The organism is Allobranchiibius huperziae (assembly GCF_013410455.1).
Lineage (GTDB): Bacteria > Actinomycetota > Actinomycetes > Actinomycetales > Dermatophilaceae > Allobranchiibius > Allobranchiibius huperziae.
Window position 1 is genome coordinate 688,349 of record NZ_JACCFW010000001.1, and the last position, 17,265, is coordinate 705,613.

16 protein-coding genes and 1 tRNA gene are annotated in these 17,265 nt (G+C 71.1%); 12 read left to right on the forward strand and 5 right to left on the reverse strand.

What is annotated here, in order from left to right; genetic code table 11:
* Window positions 1-96: 96 nt before the first annotated feature.
* From mfd to HNR15_RS03360, 8 genes are all read left to right on the forward strand, one after another.
* Window positions 97-3,684 (forward strand): transcription-repair coupling factor, encoded by a 3,588-nt coding sequence (gene mfd, locus HNR15_RS03325; RefSeq protein WP_343048401.1) that lies wholly within the window; start codon window positions 97-99, stop codon window positions 3,682-3,684.
* A gap of 49 nt (window positions 3,685-3,733) precedes the next feature.
* The gene (locus HNR15_RS03330; RefSeq protein WP_179479097.1) at window positions 3,734-4,264 is read left to right on the forward strand and encodes a hypothetical protein; all 531 of its coding nucleotides are present in this window, start codon (window positions 3,734-3,736) and stop codon (window positions 4,262-4,264) included.
* Complete coding sequence (locus tag HNR15_RS03335) at window positions 4,231-5,247, forward strand: MazG family protein (RefSeq protein WP_343048402.1); 1,017 nt, start codon at window positions 4,231-4,233, stop codon at window positions 5,245-5,247. Before HNR15_RS03330 ends, HNR15_RS03335 begins: the two co-directional genes overlap by 34 nt.
* Before the next feature lie 152 nt (window positions 5,248-5,399).
* Window positions 5,400-6,680, forward strand: coding sequence for a phosphopyruvate hydratase (gene eno, locus HNR15_RS03340; protein ID WP_179479101.1), 1,281 nt, complete (start codon window positions 5,400-5,402; stop codon window positions 6,678-6,680).
* 183 nt (window positions 6,681-6,863) lie between these two features.
* On the forward strand, window positions 6,864-7,235 hold the full coding sequence (locus HNR15_RS03345; protein WP_179479103.1) for an FtsB family cell division protein: 372 nt from the start codon (window positions 6,864-6,866) through the stop codon (window positions 7,233-7,235).
* 8 nt (window positions 7,236-7,243) lie between these two features.
* Window positions 7,244-7,747 (forward strand): DUF501 domain-containing protein, encoded by a 504-nt coding sequence (locus tag HNR15_RS03350; RefSeq protein WP_179479105.1) that lies wholly within the window; start codon window positions 7,244-7,246, stop codon window positions 7,745-7,747.
* Window positions 7,744-8,694 (forward strand): Ppx/GppA phosphatase family protein, encoded by a 951-nt coding sequence (locus HNR15_RS03355; RefSeq protein WP_179479107.1) that lies wholly within the window; start codon window positions 7,744-7,746, stop codon window positions 8,692-8,694. Before HNR15_RS03350 ends, HNR15_RS03355 begins: the two co-directional genes overlap by 4 nt.
* A 64-nt stretch (window positions 8,695-8,758) precedes the next feature.
* Window positions 8,759-8,832: transfer RNA gene (locus HNR15_RS03360), tRNA-Leu, on the forward strand.
* 90 nt (window positions 8,833-8,922) lie between these two features.
* Here the strand turns inward: HNR15_RS03360 and HNR15_RS03365 are convergent.
* Window positions 8,923-9,732 carry an ABC transporter permease gene (locus HNR15_RS03365; RefSeq protein ID WP_179479109.1) on the reverse strand — a complete coding sequence of 270 codons (810 nt, stop codon included), beginning with the start codon at window positions 9,730-9,732 and terminating at the stop codon, window positions 8,923-8,925.
* Complete coding sequence (locus HNR15_RS03370) at window positions 9,729-10,625, reverse strand: ATP-binding cassette domain-containing protein (protein ID WP_179479111.1); 897 nt, start codon at window positions 10,623-10,625, stop codon at window positions 9,729-9,731. Before HNR15_RS03370 ends, HNR15_RS03365 begins: the two co-directional genes overlap by 4 nt.
* 148 nt (window positions 10,626-10,773) lie before the next feature.
* Between HNR15_RS03370 and HNR15_RS18570 the strand changes: the two genes are divergently transcribed.
* From HNR15_RS18570 to HNR15_RS03390, 4 genes are all read left to right on the forward strand, one after another.
* Entirely contained in the window at window positions 10,774-11,973 is a 1,200-nt protein-coding gene (locus HNR15_RS18570) for a histidine kinase (RefSeq protein WP_179479113.1), read from the forward strand.
* Window positions 11,966-12,643, forward strand: coding sequence for a response regulator transcription factor (locus tag HNR15_RS03380; RefSeq protein WP_179479115.1), 678 nt, complete (start codon window positions 11,966-11,968; stop codon window positions 12,641-12,643). The genes HNR15_RS18570 and HNR15_RS03380 overlap by 8 nt, the downstream gene beginning before the upstream one ends.
* A 120-nt stretch (window positions 12,644-12,763) precedes the next feature.
* Window positions 12,764-13,678 (forward strand): Bax inhibitor-1/YccA family protein, encoded by a 915-nt coding sequence (locus HNR15_RS03385; protein ID WP_179479117.1) that lies wholly within the window; start codon window positions 12,764-12,766, stop codon window positions 13,676-13,678.
* Window positions 13,679-13,777: 99 nt separating this feature from the next.
* Window positions 13,778-14,389, forward strand: a complete 612-nt coding sequence (locus HNR15_RS03390; RefSeq protein WP_179479119.1) for a DUF1684 domain-containing protein — start codon at window positions 13,778-13,780, stop codon at window positions 14,387-14,389.
* 12 nt (window positions 14,390-14,401) lie between these two features.
* On the opposite strand, the gene HNR15_RS03395 is transcribed toward HNR15_RS03390, so the two are convergent.
* The 3 genes from HNR15_RS03395 to HNR15_RS03405 form a co-directional block, all read right to left on the reverse strand.
* Complete coding sequence (locus tag HNR15_RS03395; protein ID WP_179479121.1) at window positions 14,402-14,701, reverse strand: hypothetical protein; 300 nt, start codon at window positions 14,699-14,701, stop codon at window positions 14,402-14,404.
* A gap of 32 nt (window positions 14,702-14,733) precedes the next feature.
* Complete coding sequence (locus HNR15_RS03400; protein ID WP_179479123.1) at window positions 14,734-15,957, reverse strand: acetyl-CoA C-acetyltransferase; 1,224 nt, start codon at window positions 15,955-15,957, stop codon at window positions 14,734-14,736.
* A gap of 146 nt (window positions 15,958-16,103) precedes the next feature.
* Entirely contained in the window at window positions 16,104-17,195 is a 1,092-nt protein-coding gene (locus tag HNR15_RS03405; protein ID WP_179479125.1) for an SGNH/GDSL hydrolase family protein, read from the reverse strand.
* Window positions 17,196-17,265: the final 70 nt, after the last annotated feature.

Genomic DNA, 17,265 nt, shown 5'->3' on the forward strand with positions numbered 1-17,265 from the left:
GCCCGTGAGGGCTGTCTCAGCCCGCGCCTACACTGGAAACACCACCCCGGGATCTCGTGATCCGGGGCTTTTGTGCTGCCGACCGGAAGAAATCCCGTGCGCCTCGACCCGTTGCTCGATCTGCTGTCCGGTGACCCCGCCGTACGCCGTGTCCTGGACCTCCGCAGCTCCCCGGACGTCGTCGACGTGGCTGCCTCGCCCGGCGCTCGGGCGCCGCTGCTGTCCCTGCTGACGCGCCCCGGCGACGGGGCGCGGGTGCCGATCCTGGCCGTGACCGCCACCGGACGCGAGGCCGGCGACTTGTCCGAGGCGCTGCGCAGCCTGCTGCCCGAGCACGCCGTCGCGGAATTCCCCAGCTGGGAGACGTTGCCGCACGAGCGGCTGAGCCCGCGCAGCGACACCGTCGGCCGTCGACTCGCCCTGCTGCGGCGCCTCGCGCACCCCGACCACGCCGAGCATGCGGAGCACGGCCCGATCGACGTCGTCGTGGCGAGCGTGCGCGCTGTCCTGCAGCCCATCGCCCATGGTCTCGGCGACCTGCAGCCGGTCGAGCTGCGGCCCGGCACCGACGCGCGACTCGAGGACGTCGTCGAGGCTCTCGCCGACGCGGCGTACGCCCGGGTCGACATGGTCGAACGCCGGGGCGAGTTCGCCGTTCGCGGAGGCATCCTCGACGTCTTCCCGCCGACCGAGGAGCACCCGCAGCGGGTGGAGTTCTGGGGCGACACCGTCGAGGAGGTGCGCTGGTTCAAGGTCGCCGACCAGCGCTCGCTGGAGATCGCCGAGGGCGGACTGTGGGCGCCGCCGTGCCGCGAGCTGCTGCTCACCACCGCGGTCCGCGACCGCGCCAGGGAGCTCGCGCCGCAGCTCGCCGGTGTCAGCGACATGCTGGAGAAGGTCGCCGAGGGCATCGCGGTCGAGGGCATGGAGTCCTTGTCACCGATCCTGCTCGGCGACGCGATGCAGCCGCTGCTCGACGTGCTGCTGCCCGGCACCCACGTCGTGCTCTGCGATCCCGAACGCGTGCGCACCCGCGCCGCCGACCTGGTGACCACCAGCGAGGAGTTCCTCGACGCGAGCTGGGCCAACGCGGCCGCCGGCAACGTCGTACCGGTCGACCTGCGGGGCGCGCTCGGCACCGCGTCGTACTGGAGCCTGTCCCAGCTGCGCGACCACGCGCTGGCCACCGGCCGGCCGTGGTGGTCGATGTCGTCGTTCTCCTCCGACGAGGAGCTGGTCGAGTTCGCCGAGGACGAGCTGCCGGGGGAGCGGATCACCCTGCACACGCAGGAGATCCCGGCCTACCGCAGCAACACCGAGCACGCCGTCGACGACCTGCGCAAATGGGCCGCCGAGGGGCAGCGGGTGCTCGTGGTCACCGAGGGCCCCGGCCTGGCCAAGCGGGTCACCGAGGTGCTCTCGGAGAACGACGTCACCACCCGCGCGCTCGGCCCCCTCGACCCCGGCATGGTCGAGGTCAGCACCGGCTGTCTGGGGCGTGGCTTCGCCCTGCCGTCCAGCGACCTGGTCGTCGTGACCGAGGCCGACCTGACCGGCAGCCGCGGCACGAGCGGCAGCACCAAGGACATGCGCCGGATGCCCGCGCGCCGCCGCAACGTCGTCGACCCGCTGCAGCTGCGCCCCGGTGACTACGTCGTGCACGAGCAGCACGGTGTCGGCCGCTTCGTGGAGATGATGCAGCGCTCCGTGGGCGGCGCGACCCGCGAATACCTGGTGCTGGAGTACGCCGCGTCCAAGCGCGGGCAGCCCGGCGACCGGCTCTTCGTGCCGACCGATCAGCTCGACCAGGTCACCCGCTACGTCGGCGGCGAGATGCCCACGCTCAACAAGATGGGCGGTTCGGACTGGCAGACCACCAAGTCGCGCGCCAAGCGGCACGTGCGCCAGATCGCCGGCGAGCTCATCCGGCTCTACTCGGCGCGGATGGCCACCGAGGGGCACGCGTTCGCGCCCGACAGCCCGTGGCAGCACGAGCTGGAGGACGCCTTCGCCTACATCGAGACGCCCGATCAGCTCTCCAGCATCGACGAGGTCAAGGCCGACATGGAGAAGTCGGTGCCGATGGACCGGCTCATCTGCGGCGACGTCGGGTACGGCAAGACCGAGATCGCGGTGCGGGCGGCGTTCAAGGCCATCCAGGACGGCAAGCAGGTCGCCGTGCTCTGCCCGACCACCCTGCTGGTGAAGCAGCACGTGCAGACCTTCACCGAGCGCTACGCCGGCTTCCCCGTCGTGGTGAAGGCGCTGTCGCGCTTCCAGTCCGACCGCGAGGCACGCGAGGTGATCGAGGGGCTCAAGGGCGGCGGCGTCGATCTGGTCATCGGCACCCATCGACTGCTGTCGAAGGAGGTCCAGTACAAGGACCTCGGCCTCGTCGTGGTCGATGAGGAGCAGCGGTTCGGTGTCGAGCACAAGGAGCAGCTGAAGCAGATGCGCACCGCGGTCGACGTGCTCGCGATGTCCGCGACGCCGATCCCGCGCACCCTGGAGATGGCGGTCACCGGCATCCGCGAGATGTCCACTCTCGCAACGCCGCCCGAGGAGCGTCACCCCGTCCTGACCTTCGTCGGCGGCTGGGACGAGAAGCAGATCGGCGCCGCCGTGCGCCGCGAGCTCATGCGCGAGGGTCAGGTCTTCTTCATCCACAACAAGGTGGCGACGATCGAGAAGGCGGCGACGCGGCTGCGCGAACTCGTGCCCGAGGCGAGGGTGGTGACGGCGCACGGCAAGATGCCCGAGCAGCGCCTCGAGGACGTCGTCGTCGACTTCTGGGAACGCCGCGCCGACGTGCTGGTGTGCACCACGATCGTCGAGACGGGCCTGGACATCTCCAACGCCAACACACTGATCGTCGAGCGGGCCGACCTGATGGGCCTGTCGCAGCTGCACCAGCTGCGCGGCCGCGTCGGTCGAGGGCGCGAACGCGCGTACGCCTACTTCCTCTTCCCGCCCGAGAAGCCGCTGACCGAGACGGCGCACGACCGGCTGCAGACCATCGCCAGCCACACCGACCTCGGCGCCGGCATGCAGGTCGCCATGAAGGACCTGGAGATCCGTGGCGCGGGCAACCTGCTCGGCGGCGAGCAGTCCGGGCACATCGCCGGCGTGGGCTTCGACCTGTACGTGCGGATGGTGGGCGAAGCCGTGGCCGACTTCCGCGGGGAGAACGACACCACCCCGAACGAGGTCAAGATCGAGCTGCCGGTCGACGCGCACCTGCCGCACGAGTACGTGCCGGGGGAGCGGTTGCGGCTCGAGGCGTACAAGAAGCTGGCGGTCGTGGAGGACGAGAACGGCCTCACCGAGATCGAGGCGGAGCTGCAAGACCGCTACGGCACACCGCCGCAGCCGGTCCGCAACCTGTTCGAGGTGGCGCGGCTGCGGATCATCGCCCGTCAGGGTGGGGTGGGGGACATCAGCTCCCAGGGCCGCTACATCCGGTTCGGCCCGCTGGAGCTGCGTGAGAGCCAGTCGCTGCGCCTGCAGCGGCTCTTCCCCGGCACGCTGGTGAAGCCGACGCACGCCCTGGTGCCGACGCCGAAGACGGCACCGGTCGGCGGCCAGCCGCTGCGCGACCTGGAGGTGCTGCGCTGGGCGACGGCCCTGGTGAAGGCGGTGCTGCTGGACGACATCGCGGCGGCCGCCGGAGCCGCGGGCGCGTGAGCCGGAGCGTGCTGGCATGATGACCGCTGTCGTTCGAGGAGGTCCACAAGTGAGTACGTCGCGCCGTGCCGTCGGCATCGCCGCCCTAGCCGTCACCGTCGTCGGGGTCAGCGGGTGCGGTAGCAGCCAGCTGTTCCACAACAGCACCACCGCTGCGTCCTACGACGGCACCCGCGTCAGCGTCGATCAGGTGCAGGACGCGGTCACCCAGATCAAGCAGGCGTTCGGCTCCGGCGCCGCGGACTTCAACTCCCGCTCCGCCATCACCTATCTGGTGTTCGCCGACGACTTCCAGCGCGTCGCCGCGGAGCAGGGCGGCGCGTTCTCCGCGGCGCAGGCCCGCCAGGAGTTCGCGCAGCGCAACGTCGCCAACCCCTCGACCGCCGCCATCGACGCGCTGCGCAGCAACGTCGCGGTCACCAACATCAGCAACTCCCAGGCCGGCGTCGCCGAGATCACCAAGATCGTCAACGCCGCCAAGGTCGAGATCAACCCGCGGTTCGGCCGATGGGGCGGCGCCAACGGGGTGCTCGCGACCTCGGAGCCGTGGATCGTCAGCAAGAGCTCGAGCAAGGGCTGACCATCGCCGACGTCGCGCGCGAGGCGTCGCTCGCGATCCTCGTCACTTCCCCCCGGGTGCCCGCCGGCCTGCTCAGCAGGTCCGCCTGGCAGGTGCTCGAGGCGGCCGACGTCGTCTACGCCGCGGATCCGGACGAGCCGGTGCCGGACGCGGTCCGCACCAGCGGCGTCGAGGTGCGGGCGACCCGATACGACGACCGCCGCGAGCTGGCGCGGGCACTCGCCCAGCACGACGGCCGGGTGGTCTGGATCGGCTCCGCGGACGGCGATCCCGGCCTGACCGATGCACTCGCCGGTGAGTTGACCCGGCTGGAGACCCCGCCGTCGGTGGAGATCGTCGTCGGCTCCTGGGATCTGCCGGGAGCCCGGCTGCTGGACGCGGTCGCCGTGATGGACACGCTGCGGTCGCCCGGCGGCTGTCCGTGGGACGCCGAGCAGACCCACGACAGCCTGGCGAAGTACCTGATCGAAGAGACCTACGAGACGCTCGAGGCCATCGAACGACGCGATCGCGCCCACCTCGCCGAGGAGCTCGGCGACGTCCTGCTTCAGGTGCTCTTCCACGCGCGTCTCGCGGCCGAGGACCAGCAGGAGCCGTTCGATATCGACGATGTCGCGGGCGGCCTCGTCGCCAAGCTGATCCGGCGCCACCCGCATGTCTTCGGCGACGGTGACGCCACCACCGCCGGTGAGGTCGAGGCCTCGTGGGAGCAGATCAAGGCCACCGAGAAGCCCGACCGGGACGCAGGCGACCTGTTGGCCGGCATCCCCAAGGGACTGCCCACCCTGCTCGTCGCGGAGAAGCTGCTGTCCCGTGCCGCCCGGCGGGGCGTCGACCTCGCGTACGACGAGTCGGCCGGTTCGCAGTTGCTGCGTCAGGTCGCCGAGGCCCGCGAGCGCGGGGAGTCCGCCGAAGCGTTGCTGGCCCGAGAGGTGCAGGCGGTGGCCGAGCGGTCACGGCCGCTGTCCCGTCCCGAGGAGTGACCGTGGCACAGGGAGGACCGAGAGCCACAGGCCGACCTGTGGCTTGGGGCCCTACCTGAGTCACGGTGGTTCTGCGCGCCGCGCGCGCCTGCCCTGCCGACGCCGTTAGGCTCGTGGATCAGTACGCCGTCCACCGACCTTGGGAGCCTGAAGTGGCCAGCATCGATGCAATCCTCGCCCGCGAGATCCTGGACTCGCGCGGCAACCCGACGGTCGAGGTCGAGGTCGCACTGGACGACGGCGTCGTCGGTCGCGCGGCTGTTCCCTCCGGCGCGTCCACCGGCCAGTTCGAGGCGGTCGAGCGTCGCGACAACGACAAGAAGCGCTACCTCGGCAAGGGCGTGCAGGACGCGGTCGACGCGATCGGCGAGGAGCTGGCCCCGCACCTGCTCGGCTTCGACGCCAGTGAGCAGCGCCTGGTCGACGCCGAGATGATCGGCATCGACGGCACCCCGAACAAGAGCAAGATCGGCGCCAACGCGATCCTGGGCGTCTCACTCGCCGTCGCGAAGGCGGCCGCCGAGTCGGCCGACCTGCCGCTCTTCCGCTACGTCGGCGGCCCCAACGCCCACGTGCTGCCGGTGCCGATGATGAACATCCTGAACGGCGGGTCGCACGCCGACTCCAATGTCGACATCCAGGAGTTCATGATCGCCCCGATCGGCGCGGAGTCCTTCCGCGAGGCACTGCGCTGGGGCGCGGAGATCTACCACAGCCTGAAGTCGGTGCTGAAGAAGCAGGGCCTGTCGACCGGCCTCGGCGACGAGGGCGGTTTCGCACCGAACCTGGAGAGCAACCGCGCGGCGCTCGACCTGATCCTGACCGCGATCGAGAAGGCCGGCTACACCCCCGGGAAGGAGATCGGTCTGGCCGTCGACGTCGCGGCCAGCGAGTTCTTCGACAAGGGCGGCTACCAGTTCGAGGCCACGAAGAAGTCGGCCGAGCAGATGTCCGCCTACTACGCACAGCTGGTGGCGGACTATCCGCTCGTCTCGCTCGAGGACCCGCTGCACGAGGACGACTGGGACGGCTGGAAGACCCTGACCGACCAGATCGGCCACCAGGTGCAGATCGTCGGCGACGACCTCTTCGTCACCAACCCCGAGCGACTGCAGCGCGGCATCGACACCGGCACGGCCAACTCGCTGCTGGTGAAGGTCAACCAGATCGGCTCGCTGACCGAGACCCTCGACGCGGTCACCCTGGCTCAGAGCAACGGCTTCCGCTGCATGATGAGCCACCGCTCCGGCGAGACCGAGGACACCACGATCGCCGACCTCGCGGTCGCCACCAACTGCGGTCAGATCAAGACCGGCGCGCCCGCCCGCTCGGACCGCGTCGCGAAGTACAACCAGCTGTTGCGCATCGAGGAGGAACTGGACGACGCGGCGACGTATGCCGGCGCCTCGGCGTTCCCGCGTTTCACCGCCTGAGCAGGGAGAGACACCGTCATGCCGCGCGACCCGCGCTCGACCCGGCCCGCGCAACCGCGTGGGAGCAGTTCGCGACCCGCAGCGAGTCGCCCCGCCGGGTCGCGGTCGACCCGTACACCGCGGGCTTCGTCGACGTCGGGCGGCGCCGCCCGGGCTGCACGCCCGCGTCGTACGCCGCGCTCGATGCGCCGGCTCACGGTGCTCGGCGCGCTCGTGGTCTTCCTCGCGGTGCTCATCACCCCCACGCTGCGCAGCTACCTGCGGGCCCAGGGCGACATCAACGGCATGCGCAGTCAGGTGGCCTCCCAGCAGGCCGACATCCGCTCCCTGCAGGCGCAGCAGAAGGAGTGGAACGACCCGGCGTACGTGAAGGCGCAGGCCGCCAAGCGCCTGGGTTTCGTGGCACCGGGCGGGACGCTCACGATCGTGGTCGACAAGCAGGGCACGACGCACCCCGTGACCAAGTCGGGCGTGGTGGCGGCGACCACGGCGTCCAGCACCCACCCGTGGTACGGGCAGCTGTGGCAGTCGCTGGTGCGCACCCCGCCCCGGTGACGAGTCCGATGACGACGAGCTCCATCGGTGAGGCCGACCTCGCGGCGATCGAACAGCAGCTCGGCCGGGTGCCGCGCGGCGCGATCGACGTGGCGGCCCGGTGCCCGTGCGGCTGCCCGGCCGTGGTCCGCACGCTGCCGCGGCTGCCGGACGGCACGCCGTTCCCCACGACGTACTACGCGACCTGCCCGCGCCTGACCGGCGCCATCAGCACCCTGGAGTCCCAGGGCATGATGCGCGAGATGACCGAACGGCTGGAGCACGACCCCGACCTGGCCGCACGCTACCGATCCGCGCACGAGGACTATCTGCGGCACCGCGCCGAGCTCGGCGATGTGCCCGAGATCGCCGGGATCTCCGCCGGCGGGATGCCGACCCGCGTCAAGTGCCTGCATGTGCTCGTCGCTCACTCGATGGCCGTCGGCCCCGGTGTGAACCCGCTCGGTGACGAGGCGCTGGCCGCGCTACCCGCGTGGTGGACCGGCGGTTGCTGCTCCCCGGAGGCCGAGTGACCCGGGTCGCGGCGGTCGACTGCGGCACCAACACCATCCGACTGCTGATCGCCGACAGTGACGGCGCTCGCCCGCCCGTCGACGTGGTGCGCCGGATGGAGTTCGTCCGGCTCGGACAGGGCATCGACGCCACCGGCCGGATCGCGCCGGAGGCCATGGACCGTACCCTGGCCACGGCTCGCGAGTACGCCGCCCAGTGCACCGAAAACGCGGTCACCGCAGTGCGATTCGTCGCCACCTCGGCGTCCCGCGATGCGTCGAACGCCGAGGAGTTCGTGGCCGGCGTACGCCAGGCCTTCGCCGCGTACGACGTCTCACCCGAGGTCGTCACCGGCGACGAGGAGGCGCGGCTCAGCTTCCGGGGAGCCACCGGCGACCTGATCGCGACCGGTGTGCCCGGCCCCTACCTGGTCGTAGATCTGGGTGGTGGCTCCACCGAGTTCGTTCGTGGCGGACGCACCGTGGACGCGGCGCTGTCCACCGACATCGGCTGCGTACGGATGACCGAGCGGCACCTGCGCTCCGACCCGCCGACCGCTGTGCAGATCGATGCGGCCACCCGCGACATCGACGCCGCCGTCGACCGGGCGCAGGCACAGGTCGGCTTCGACGGGGTCGCGACCCTCGTCGGGCTCGCCGGGTCGGTCACGACCATCACCGCGCACGCGCTGCAGCTGCGCGCGTACGACCCCGCCGTCATCCACGGCGCCAGCCTCCCGGTGGAGCAGATCCTCGCGTCCTGCCGGGCGATCCTGGCGGCGGACCGGGCCGAGCGGGCTGCCATGCCGTTCATGCACCAGGGGCGGGTCGACGTCATCGGCGCGGGTGCCCTCATCTGGAGCCGCATCGTGACCCGGTTGGCGCAGACCGCCGGGATGGAGCAGGTACGCGCGAGCGAGGCCGACATCCTCGACGGCATCGCGCTCTCACTGCTGCACACCGACTGAGGGACGTGTCGACTGGGGACGTGGCGTCGCACGCCCGCCCGCCCCGTCTGGCTAGCCTGTCTCTGCCCTCGTAGCCCAATCGGCAGAGGCAGGCGACTTAAAATCGCTCGAGTGCGGGTTCGAGTCCCGTCGGGGGCACTGGTCACGGACATCTCGAGACAGCGCGCCACACGGCCCGGTGGGTCCCCTGATCGCCCACCGGGCCGTGCTGTCGTCATGCGGCGCGGGTCATTTGACATCGCTGCGCCGCAGACGGACGACGCCTGCGATGAGTGGTAGGACCACCCACACGAGCCCTGCCACCCCCAGCTGTGCCCAGTTCTCGGCGGTCATCGAGGCATCGACCAGCGGACTGGTCGCCGAATTGAGGTCCAGCCAGGGCTGCACACCGTGCAGACCGTGCACGAGGTCGCCCACGATCGTCCATGCCTGGGGGAGCACGAGATAGGAGACGATCGCCGCGGGCGTGTTCTGCAGCACCAGGCCGAACGCGACCCCCTGCACGACGGCGAGCAGCTGGGCGAGCACCACGCCGCCGATCGTCAGGGCGTCCAACGACCAGGTCGGGTGGCCGCCGCGGAGCACCTCGCACAGCCCGGTCGCCACGACGGCGAGGAGGACGGCTGTCGCGAGGACGAGCAGACCGAGCAACGCAGCGGAGGCGAGCTTGGACCGGCCGACCCTCGTGCGATCCGGCTCGAGCGCGAACGTGACCAGACCCGTTCGCTGAGTCCACTCGGACGTCACGGTGATGATGCCGAGCAGCGGCAGCAGGATCGACTGCGGGATGACGGTCGCGGTCAGGAAGTCGCTCAGATCCTTGTGAGCGTCGGCAGACCCGGTGAAGATGACGATGCCGACGACGATGGCCGTGACCGCAGTGATGCCGATGAGCAGCCATCGGCCCGCGCGGGTGTCCAGGGTCTTGCGGAGTTCGACGTGCACCAGCCGGGTGAAGGGCACCGCGCGATCGTCGGGGGCCGGCAGGCGGGCCGGCAGCCGTGGTGCGGTGACCCGGGAGGTCTCTACGGTGGTCATGCTGGCACTTCCTCTCGTGCGTCAGCGGCGGTCAGCCGCAGGAACATGTCTTCCAGGCCCGCGGATCCCGCCGGTGCCAGAAGGGTCAGGACCACGCCGTGCCGGGCGGCGAGTGCGCCGATCTCAGCCGGGTCCGCGCTGACCCGCAGGCCGTCACCGTCGGTGACGGACTGCAGACCGGCGTCCGCCAGCACGCGTTCGAACGCCGGGTCGTCGGTCGAGCGCACCGTCGTGCCGGTGGCCTGCATCAGTTCGTTCTTGGGACCGCGGGCGACGATCTTCCCGCGGCCGATGACGAGCAGCTCGTCCGCGACGACCTCGATCTCGTGCAGCAGGTGGGAGGACAGCAGTACGGTGCCGCCCTGGTCGGCGTATCCGCGCAGCAGCGTGCGCATCCATCGGATGCCGGCGGGGTCCAGACCGTTGGCGGGTTCGTCCAGGATGAGCACCTCGGGGTCGCCGAGCAGGGCGTGGGCGATTCCGAGGCGTTGGCGCATCCCGAGCGAGTAGTTCCCGATGCGGCGCCCGGCCTCGGCGTCGGTCAGCCCCACCAGATCGAGCAGCTCCTCCACCCGGGTGCGCGCCAGCCCCATCGTGACGGCCCCGAGGGTGAGCACCTCGCGGCCCGTGCGACCCGCGTGCTGCGCGGACGCGTCCAGCAGTACGCCGACGTGGCGACCGGGGTTCGGCAGGGCGGCGTACGGGCGATCGAGCACGGTCGCCCGCCCGGAGGTCGCGGGCGTGAGCCCGCAGACGATCCGCATGCAGGTGGACTTGCCCGCGCCGTTCGGGCCGAGGAAGCCGGTGACGGCCCCCGGGCGCACGGTGAAGGACACGTCGTCGACGGCGGTGTACCCGCCGTAGCGTTTGGTCAGGTTCTCGACTGTGATCATGACGACCACGCTGCCGAAAGCCGCAGGGGTCGCACATCGGCCGTGCGCATACGGCGTGTGCGACTTCGGTAGGGGGTCGCCGGTCCGTCGGGATGGGATGCTGCGCCACGGAGGGCCCGGGCCCGTGATCCGCCCTAGGGTCGGCAGGGTGACGAGCGATGTCCGGATCCGGATGCCCCGGTGGTGGAGCGAGACGTGGCGTCTGCTCGCGTCCGCCGTGGTCGGCGCGTTGCTCTGGCTGGCGACGGTGGCCGACGGCACGACGGCTCACTACCACTTCCACGACTGGTGGCCCTACGTCGATCTCCTCGCGGGAGCGCTGCTCCTGCCGTTGTTGTTGCTGCGCCGCCGCCGGCCGCTCGCAGTCACGCTCGTCCTCATCGCGTCCACGGCGGTGGTGGCCAGCACGGTCGCCGCGGCCGGGATCGCGCTCATCTCCCTCTGTACGCATCGCGTGCGACGAGACATCGTCCTCGCCGGGACCGCCTGGATCGTCACCGGAGTGGTGTTCAGCGCGGTGCACCCCGCGGACACGGGGCTGGGCGAGCGGGTCACGAATCTCACGACCAGCGTGCTGTCGCTCGCGTTCGCCGTGGCGGTCGGACTGTTCATCGGAGCCCGGCGGGAGCTGGTCGCTCAACTGCACGAACGCGCCGAGACCGCCGAGCGGGAACGGGACCTGCGCGTCGCGCAGGCGCGGGCCGGAGAGCGGGCCCGGATCGCCCGCGAGATGCACGACGTCCTCGCGCACCGGATCTCGCTGGTCGCGATGCACTCCGGCGCCCTGGCCTACCGCGCGGACCTGCCCCCCGACCAGGTCCGCGAGACCGCGACCCTCATCCAGGAGAACTCCCACCTGGCACTGACCGAGTTGAGGGAGGTGCTGGGGGTGCTGCGCGATCCGGATCTGGACCAGAGTCAGGTGGCGGCTCCACTGCCCACCCTGGCGCAGTTGCCCGCGCTCATCGACCACGAACGTGAGGCCGGAGCGTCCATCGAGGCCGACACCGAGGGCGATCTGAGGTCGGTGCCGGAGCCGTTGTCCCGCAACGCTTTTCGTATTGTGCAGGAGTGTCTGACGAACGCTCGCAAACACTCCCCGACCTCGCAGGTCGCCGTCAGGATCGAGGTGGACAACGGCGCCGGCGTGCACATCGAGGTCAGCAACGCGATGGCGACGCCGTCGTCGGGCCGCGGCGCGGATGCGCCGACGCGCTCGGGCCTTGGCCTCATCGGTCTCACCGAGCGCGCGGTGCTGGCCGGCGGCGAGCTCACCTACGAGGTCGACCGGGCGCACCGTTTCCTGGTCCGCGCGTCGCTGCCGTGGGAGCGTGCCGGCCATGGTTGAGCAGGATGTGGGCGGCGTCGAGGTGGTCCTGGTCGACGACGAGGCGCTGGTACGCGCCGGATTGCGGATGATCCTGGGCGGCGCGCCGGACATCACCGTCCTGGCCGAGGCCGGCGACGGCCTCGAGGCACTCGACGTGGTCGCCCGGCATCGACCGGACGTCGTCCTCATGGACATCCGGATGCCGCGGCTGGACGGGATCAGCGCGTGCGATCAGATGGTGCGGCGCTACGCCGACGACGTCCGGGTCATCGTCCTCACCACGTTCGACACCGACGACCTGATCCTGCGTGCGCTGCGGGTGGGAGCCAGCGGGTTCCTGTTGAAGGACACGCCACCGGACCGCCTGGTGCAGGCCGTGCGGGCCGTCGCGGACGGCGAGCCGATGCTGTCGCCGACCATCACGGCGAGCCTGATGAGCAGGGTCGCCTCCAGCGGCGACGACGACCGCGGGGCCGCGGCACGCCACCGGCTCGATCGGCTCACCGACCGCGAACGGGAGGTGGCGATCGGGGTGGGGGAGGGTCTGTCCAACGCCCAGATCGGCCGGCAGCTCTATCTGAGCGTGCCTACGGTCAAGGCGCACGTCTCGCGGGTGCTCACCAAGTTGGAGGCGGCCAACCGCGTCCAGGTCGCGATCACCGTCCACGACGCGCGACAGAGCCGCTGAAACCGCGCGGTTCCGGTGCTCGCCGGGGTTCGCGGGGAACCGGCGGGCCCCCTCGATCGTCATAGGATGTGACGCAGGTGTGCGCCGATGGGGCGCACCGTCTCGGCTTCGGAGGAAGCAATGCCCACGAACCCCGTCTTCTCGCGTTTCAACCGCGAGCTGTCGCAGGGGAAGTACGCCGGGATCGGCCAGCCGCAGTTCGGTCAGCGCGGCCAGGCGACTCCTTACAACCCGCCGCCCCGCGACCCGTACGGCCCGCCTCCGGGCGGCTACGGCCAGCAGGCGCCGCAGGGATACGCCCCGCAGCCGACCTTCGACAAGCCGGAGCAGGGGTACGGCTTCCCGCCGGTGACCACCGGCCAGGGTCGTGCGATGACTCTCGACGACGTCTTCGTGCGCACGCTGACGCTCTTCGGTCTCCTGGTCGTCTCGGCCGCGGTCTCCTGGTTCATCTCACGGGGCGACCAGTCCGTGGGGCTCGCCATCTGGATCGGTGGCATGTTCGTCGGGCTCGGAATCGGGCTGGCCATCGCCTTCATGAAGAAGGTCTCGGTGCCGCTGATCCTCACCTACGCCGTGGTGGAGGGGCTCTTCGTCGGAGCGTGCAGCCAGTACTTCAACACGATCTGGCCCGGCGTGGTCGCCCAGGCCGTGCTCGGCACGGCCTGCGTCTTCGTGGCGATGTTCGCCGGCTGGAAGTTCGGCCTCATCAAGGTAACCGAGCGCAGCCGGAAGATCTTCTTCATGGCGCTTGTGGGCTACATGCTCTTCGGGTTGATCAACCTGGTGCTGCAGTTCACCGGTGTGCTCGGCGGCTTCGGGTTCTTCGGGATGGGCGGCATCGGCATCGCGCTGTGCCTGATCGGCATCGCGCTCGCCGCGTACTCCCTCGCCATCGACTTCGACTCCATCACCCGCGCCGTGCAGGCCGGGCTCCCCGAGAAGTACTCCTGGCTGATGGCGCACGGTCTGATCGTCACGATCGTCTGGCTCTACCTGGAGCTGCTGCGGCTGCTCGCGCGGATGCGCAACTGACGCCACCCGCACCACGCACAGGGCCGCCGCCCGGGGGATGTCCCGGGCGGCGGCCCTGCGTCGTACGTCGGTCGGTGACCCGTCCGTAGTCTCGCGGGCATGGACTCGCGCACCGCACTGCAACTGTCGGCCTGGCGTCGCGAGGTGGCCCAGCTCTACGCGCAGGTGCGCGTGAGCGTCGACCCGGCCGAGGGTCACGCACGTTGGCGCGCGGGAAGGGAGTCGTTGTTCCTGCACCACCCGCAGAGTCCGTTGGCCGCCGGAGACCCTCTGCGCCGCAGCGGGATCCCGGTGTGGCCCTACGACCCGGCTCTGCGGTGGACGCTCCCGCTGGAGCCCGCGGGCGCGCCGCACCAGCTCGCCATCGACTCGGGCGCCGACGGATCGACCAGCCTGAGCCTGGCCGGGTGGATCACCCTGCCGGACCCGTTCGATGCGCGCGTCGCCGTCTGGTGGCTGGACCAGTACGCCGGCGGCCTTTTCCTGCCGCTACGCGACGGCACCGCGGGCAGCACGTCGTACGGCGGCGGACGCTATCTGCTCGACACGGCCAAGGGCGCGGACCTGGGAGGCGCCGGGCAGGAGATGGTCGTGGACCTGAACTTCCTCTACCACCCGTCGTGTCGCTACGACGACCGCTGGGTGTGTCCGCTGGCGCCGGCCCAGAACATCATCGAGCAGTCCGTCGAGGCCGGCGAGCGGATGCCGTGAGGACGCGCGTCCTCAGGCCAACTGCGCGAGCAACTCGCCGAGCCGTTCGCTGAGGTGGGCGGAGCGGCCGCTCGCGCACGCGTCGAAGACCGCGACCGACAGCTGGTCGACCGCGGTCGCCGGACCGAGCTCCGGGATGTCCGCCGGGTCCAGTTCCGCGCACCGGGCGGCGAAAGTACGCACCGTGGCGGACAGTGCGTCCGCCCGGTCGACCGGCAGCTGACGCCACCGGAGGGTCACCCGCTGCAGGGCGCGCCGGACGTCGTCCGGACGCGGATCCTGCAGCAGGGCGACACCGCCGGTGCCGGCCATCGCGACGATCGAGCTGACCGAGATGTCCGAGGTCAGGACAGTCGCTCGTAGATGACGGCCATGCCCTGGCCGCCGCCGACGCACATGGTCTCCAGGCCGAACGTGCCGTCGACCTCGCGCAGCCCGTTGAGCAGGGTGGTGGTGATCCGGGCTCCGGTCGACCCGAACGGGTGGCCGAGCGCGATCGCCCCGCCGTGCACGTTGAGCTTGTCGAAGTCCATCTTCAGGTCGTCCGCGGACGGCAGCACCTGAGCGGCGAAGGCCTCGTTGATCTCGTAGAGGTCCATATCGGCGATGGTCAGGCCGGCGCGGTCCAGCGCCTGCCGTGACGCCTCGACCGGTCCGAGACCCATGATCTCGGGCGACAGCGCCGAGACGCCGGTGGACACGACGCGGGCCAGCGGGGTCAGGCCGAGCTCCTTGGCCTTGACGTCGCTCATCACGACGACCGCCGCGGCGCCGTCGTTCAGCGGGCAGCAGTTGCCGGCGGTGACGGTGCCGTTCTCGCGGAAGACCGGCTGCAGTGCCTCCACCTTCTCCAGGGTGACGCCGGCGCGGGGGCCGTCGTCACGGGAGACGACGGTGCCGTCGGGAAGCGTGACGGGCGTGATCTCGCGCTCGAAGAAGCCGGAGGCGATCGCGGCCTCGGCACGGTTCTGGCTGCTGACGCCCCACTCGTCCTGACGGCGGCGGCTGATGCCCCGGGAGCTGGCGACGTTCTCGGCCGTCTGGCCCATCGCGATGTAGATGTCGGGCAGCTGGCCGTCCTCGCGCGGGTCGTGCCAGGACGCGCCGGTCTTGGCGGTCTGCTCGGTGCGGGCGATCGCGTCGGCGAACTTCGGGTTCTGCCAGTCGGCGGAGGTGCCGCCGGCGCCGGAGAACGACGCGTAGCGCGACACGCACTCCACGCCGCCGGAGATGAAGACGTCGCCCTCACCGGCGCGGATGGCGTGCGCTGCCATCCGGGTGGTCTGCACGGAGGAGGCGCAGAAGCGGTTCACTGTGGAGGCGGGGACGTGGTCCAGGCCGGCGAGGACGGCGACGACGCGGGCCATGTTGGCACCGTGCTCGCCCCAGGGCTCGGCGCAGCCGAGGTAGAAGTCCTCCACCAGCGCGCGGTCCAGGCCGGGCACCTTGTCGAGCGCGGCCAGCACGGCCTGGGTCGCCAGGTCGTCCGGGCGGATGTCCTTCAGCGATCCCTTGAACGCACGACCGATCGGCGTACGGGCGGTGGAGACGATGACGGCCTCGGGCATTGCGGCACTCCTGGATCACTGGGGGATAGCTGGGGATTGCTCTCATCTGCCCGGCATGACATCGCTCGGACTGAGGGCGATCCTATGCGAGCGGTAACGGTCGACGAATGGCCCCGGTGGCGTGCTCGCCACGGGCCCAGGACCGCTTAGACGTCTGCGGTGTCGACGCTGGACTCGTCCCGCAGGTCGCCGTCCGCGGATCCCGCGTCGGGACCGTCGGCGGGCGCTCGCGGCTCGTCCTGCGTGTCGGGCAGCGGGGTCCGGTGCCGCCGCAACAGGACCGCCCAGCGGCCCTGCCGACTGCGGGTGTCGCCGCTGACCTCGGTGCCGGCGACCTCGGTGCCGGGGTCGCGCACGGCGTACGTGGCGGCGACGGAGACCGGGCTGATGCCCTCTCCGCGGCGTACGTCGGGGGTGCGATCGGTGTCCGCCGACGCGAAGCCGAGGGAGTCCAGGACGCTGGGCAGCAGTGCGGAAGCGGCCCGGGCGTAGCCGGCGGCCGACGGGTGGAAGCGGTCCTTGCTGAACATGACCTGCGGGGTGCTGCGGAACTCGTGCCCGAGCAGGTCGCCGAGGGAGACCGTGCGGCCGCCGTGCTCGACGACCCCCACGGTCTGGGCCGCGGCGAGATCGCGGGACCACCGCTGCGCCAGCAGTCGTAGCGGCTGGGGCACCGGCTCGATGACGCCGAGGTCGGGGCAGGTGCCCACCACCACCTGGCACCCCGCCTCGCGAAGCGCGACGACGGTCGAGGACAGGTGGCGGACCGAGGTGGAGCGCGCCATCCGCTGGGTGACGTCGTTGGCGCCGACCATGATGATGCAGACGTCGGGGTGCGGCAGCAGGGCCAGCGCCTGCTCGACCTGGCGGTCCAGGTCGGTGGACACGGCACCCACGACGGCGAAGTTGGTCAGTCGGACGGGGCGACCGGCGATAGCGGCCAGGGCGGTGGCGTTGATCGCGCCGACGGTCTGGTGCGGTAGGTCCGCGCCGAGGCCCTTCGCCGTGGAGTCGCCGAGCACCAGCAGGTCCAGCGGCACACCGGGCGCGGAGCCGTAGGTGCCCTGATCATCGGGTGCGCCGTCGAACGGATGCCCGACGATCCGGCGGGCCATCGCCGCCTCGCCCTTCAGCACCGCCCACCCCGTGACTCCGACGAGTCCCGCGCCGACGGCTCCGATGCCGCCGCCGTACGCCGCGCGCGCCGCGATCTTGCGTGCCCGTCGTGCTCTACCCATGTCGGTGCTGACCTCCTCTCGCGCGAACCGCGGACAGGTGCCCCTGCCCTGACCTGATCGTCTCATCCAG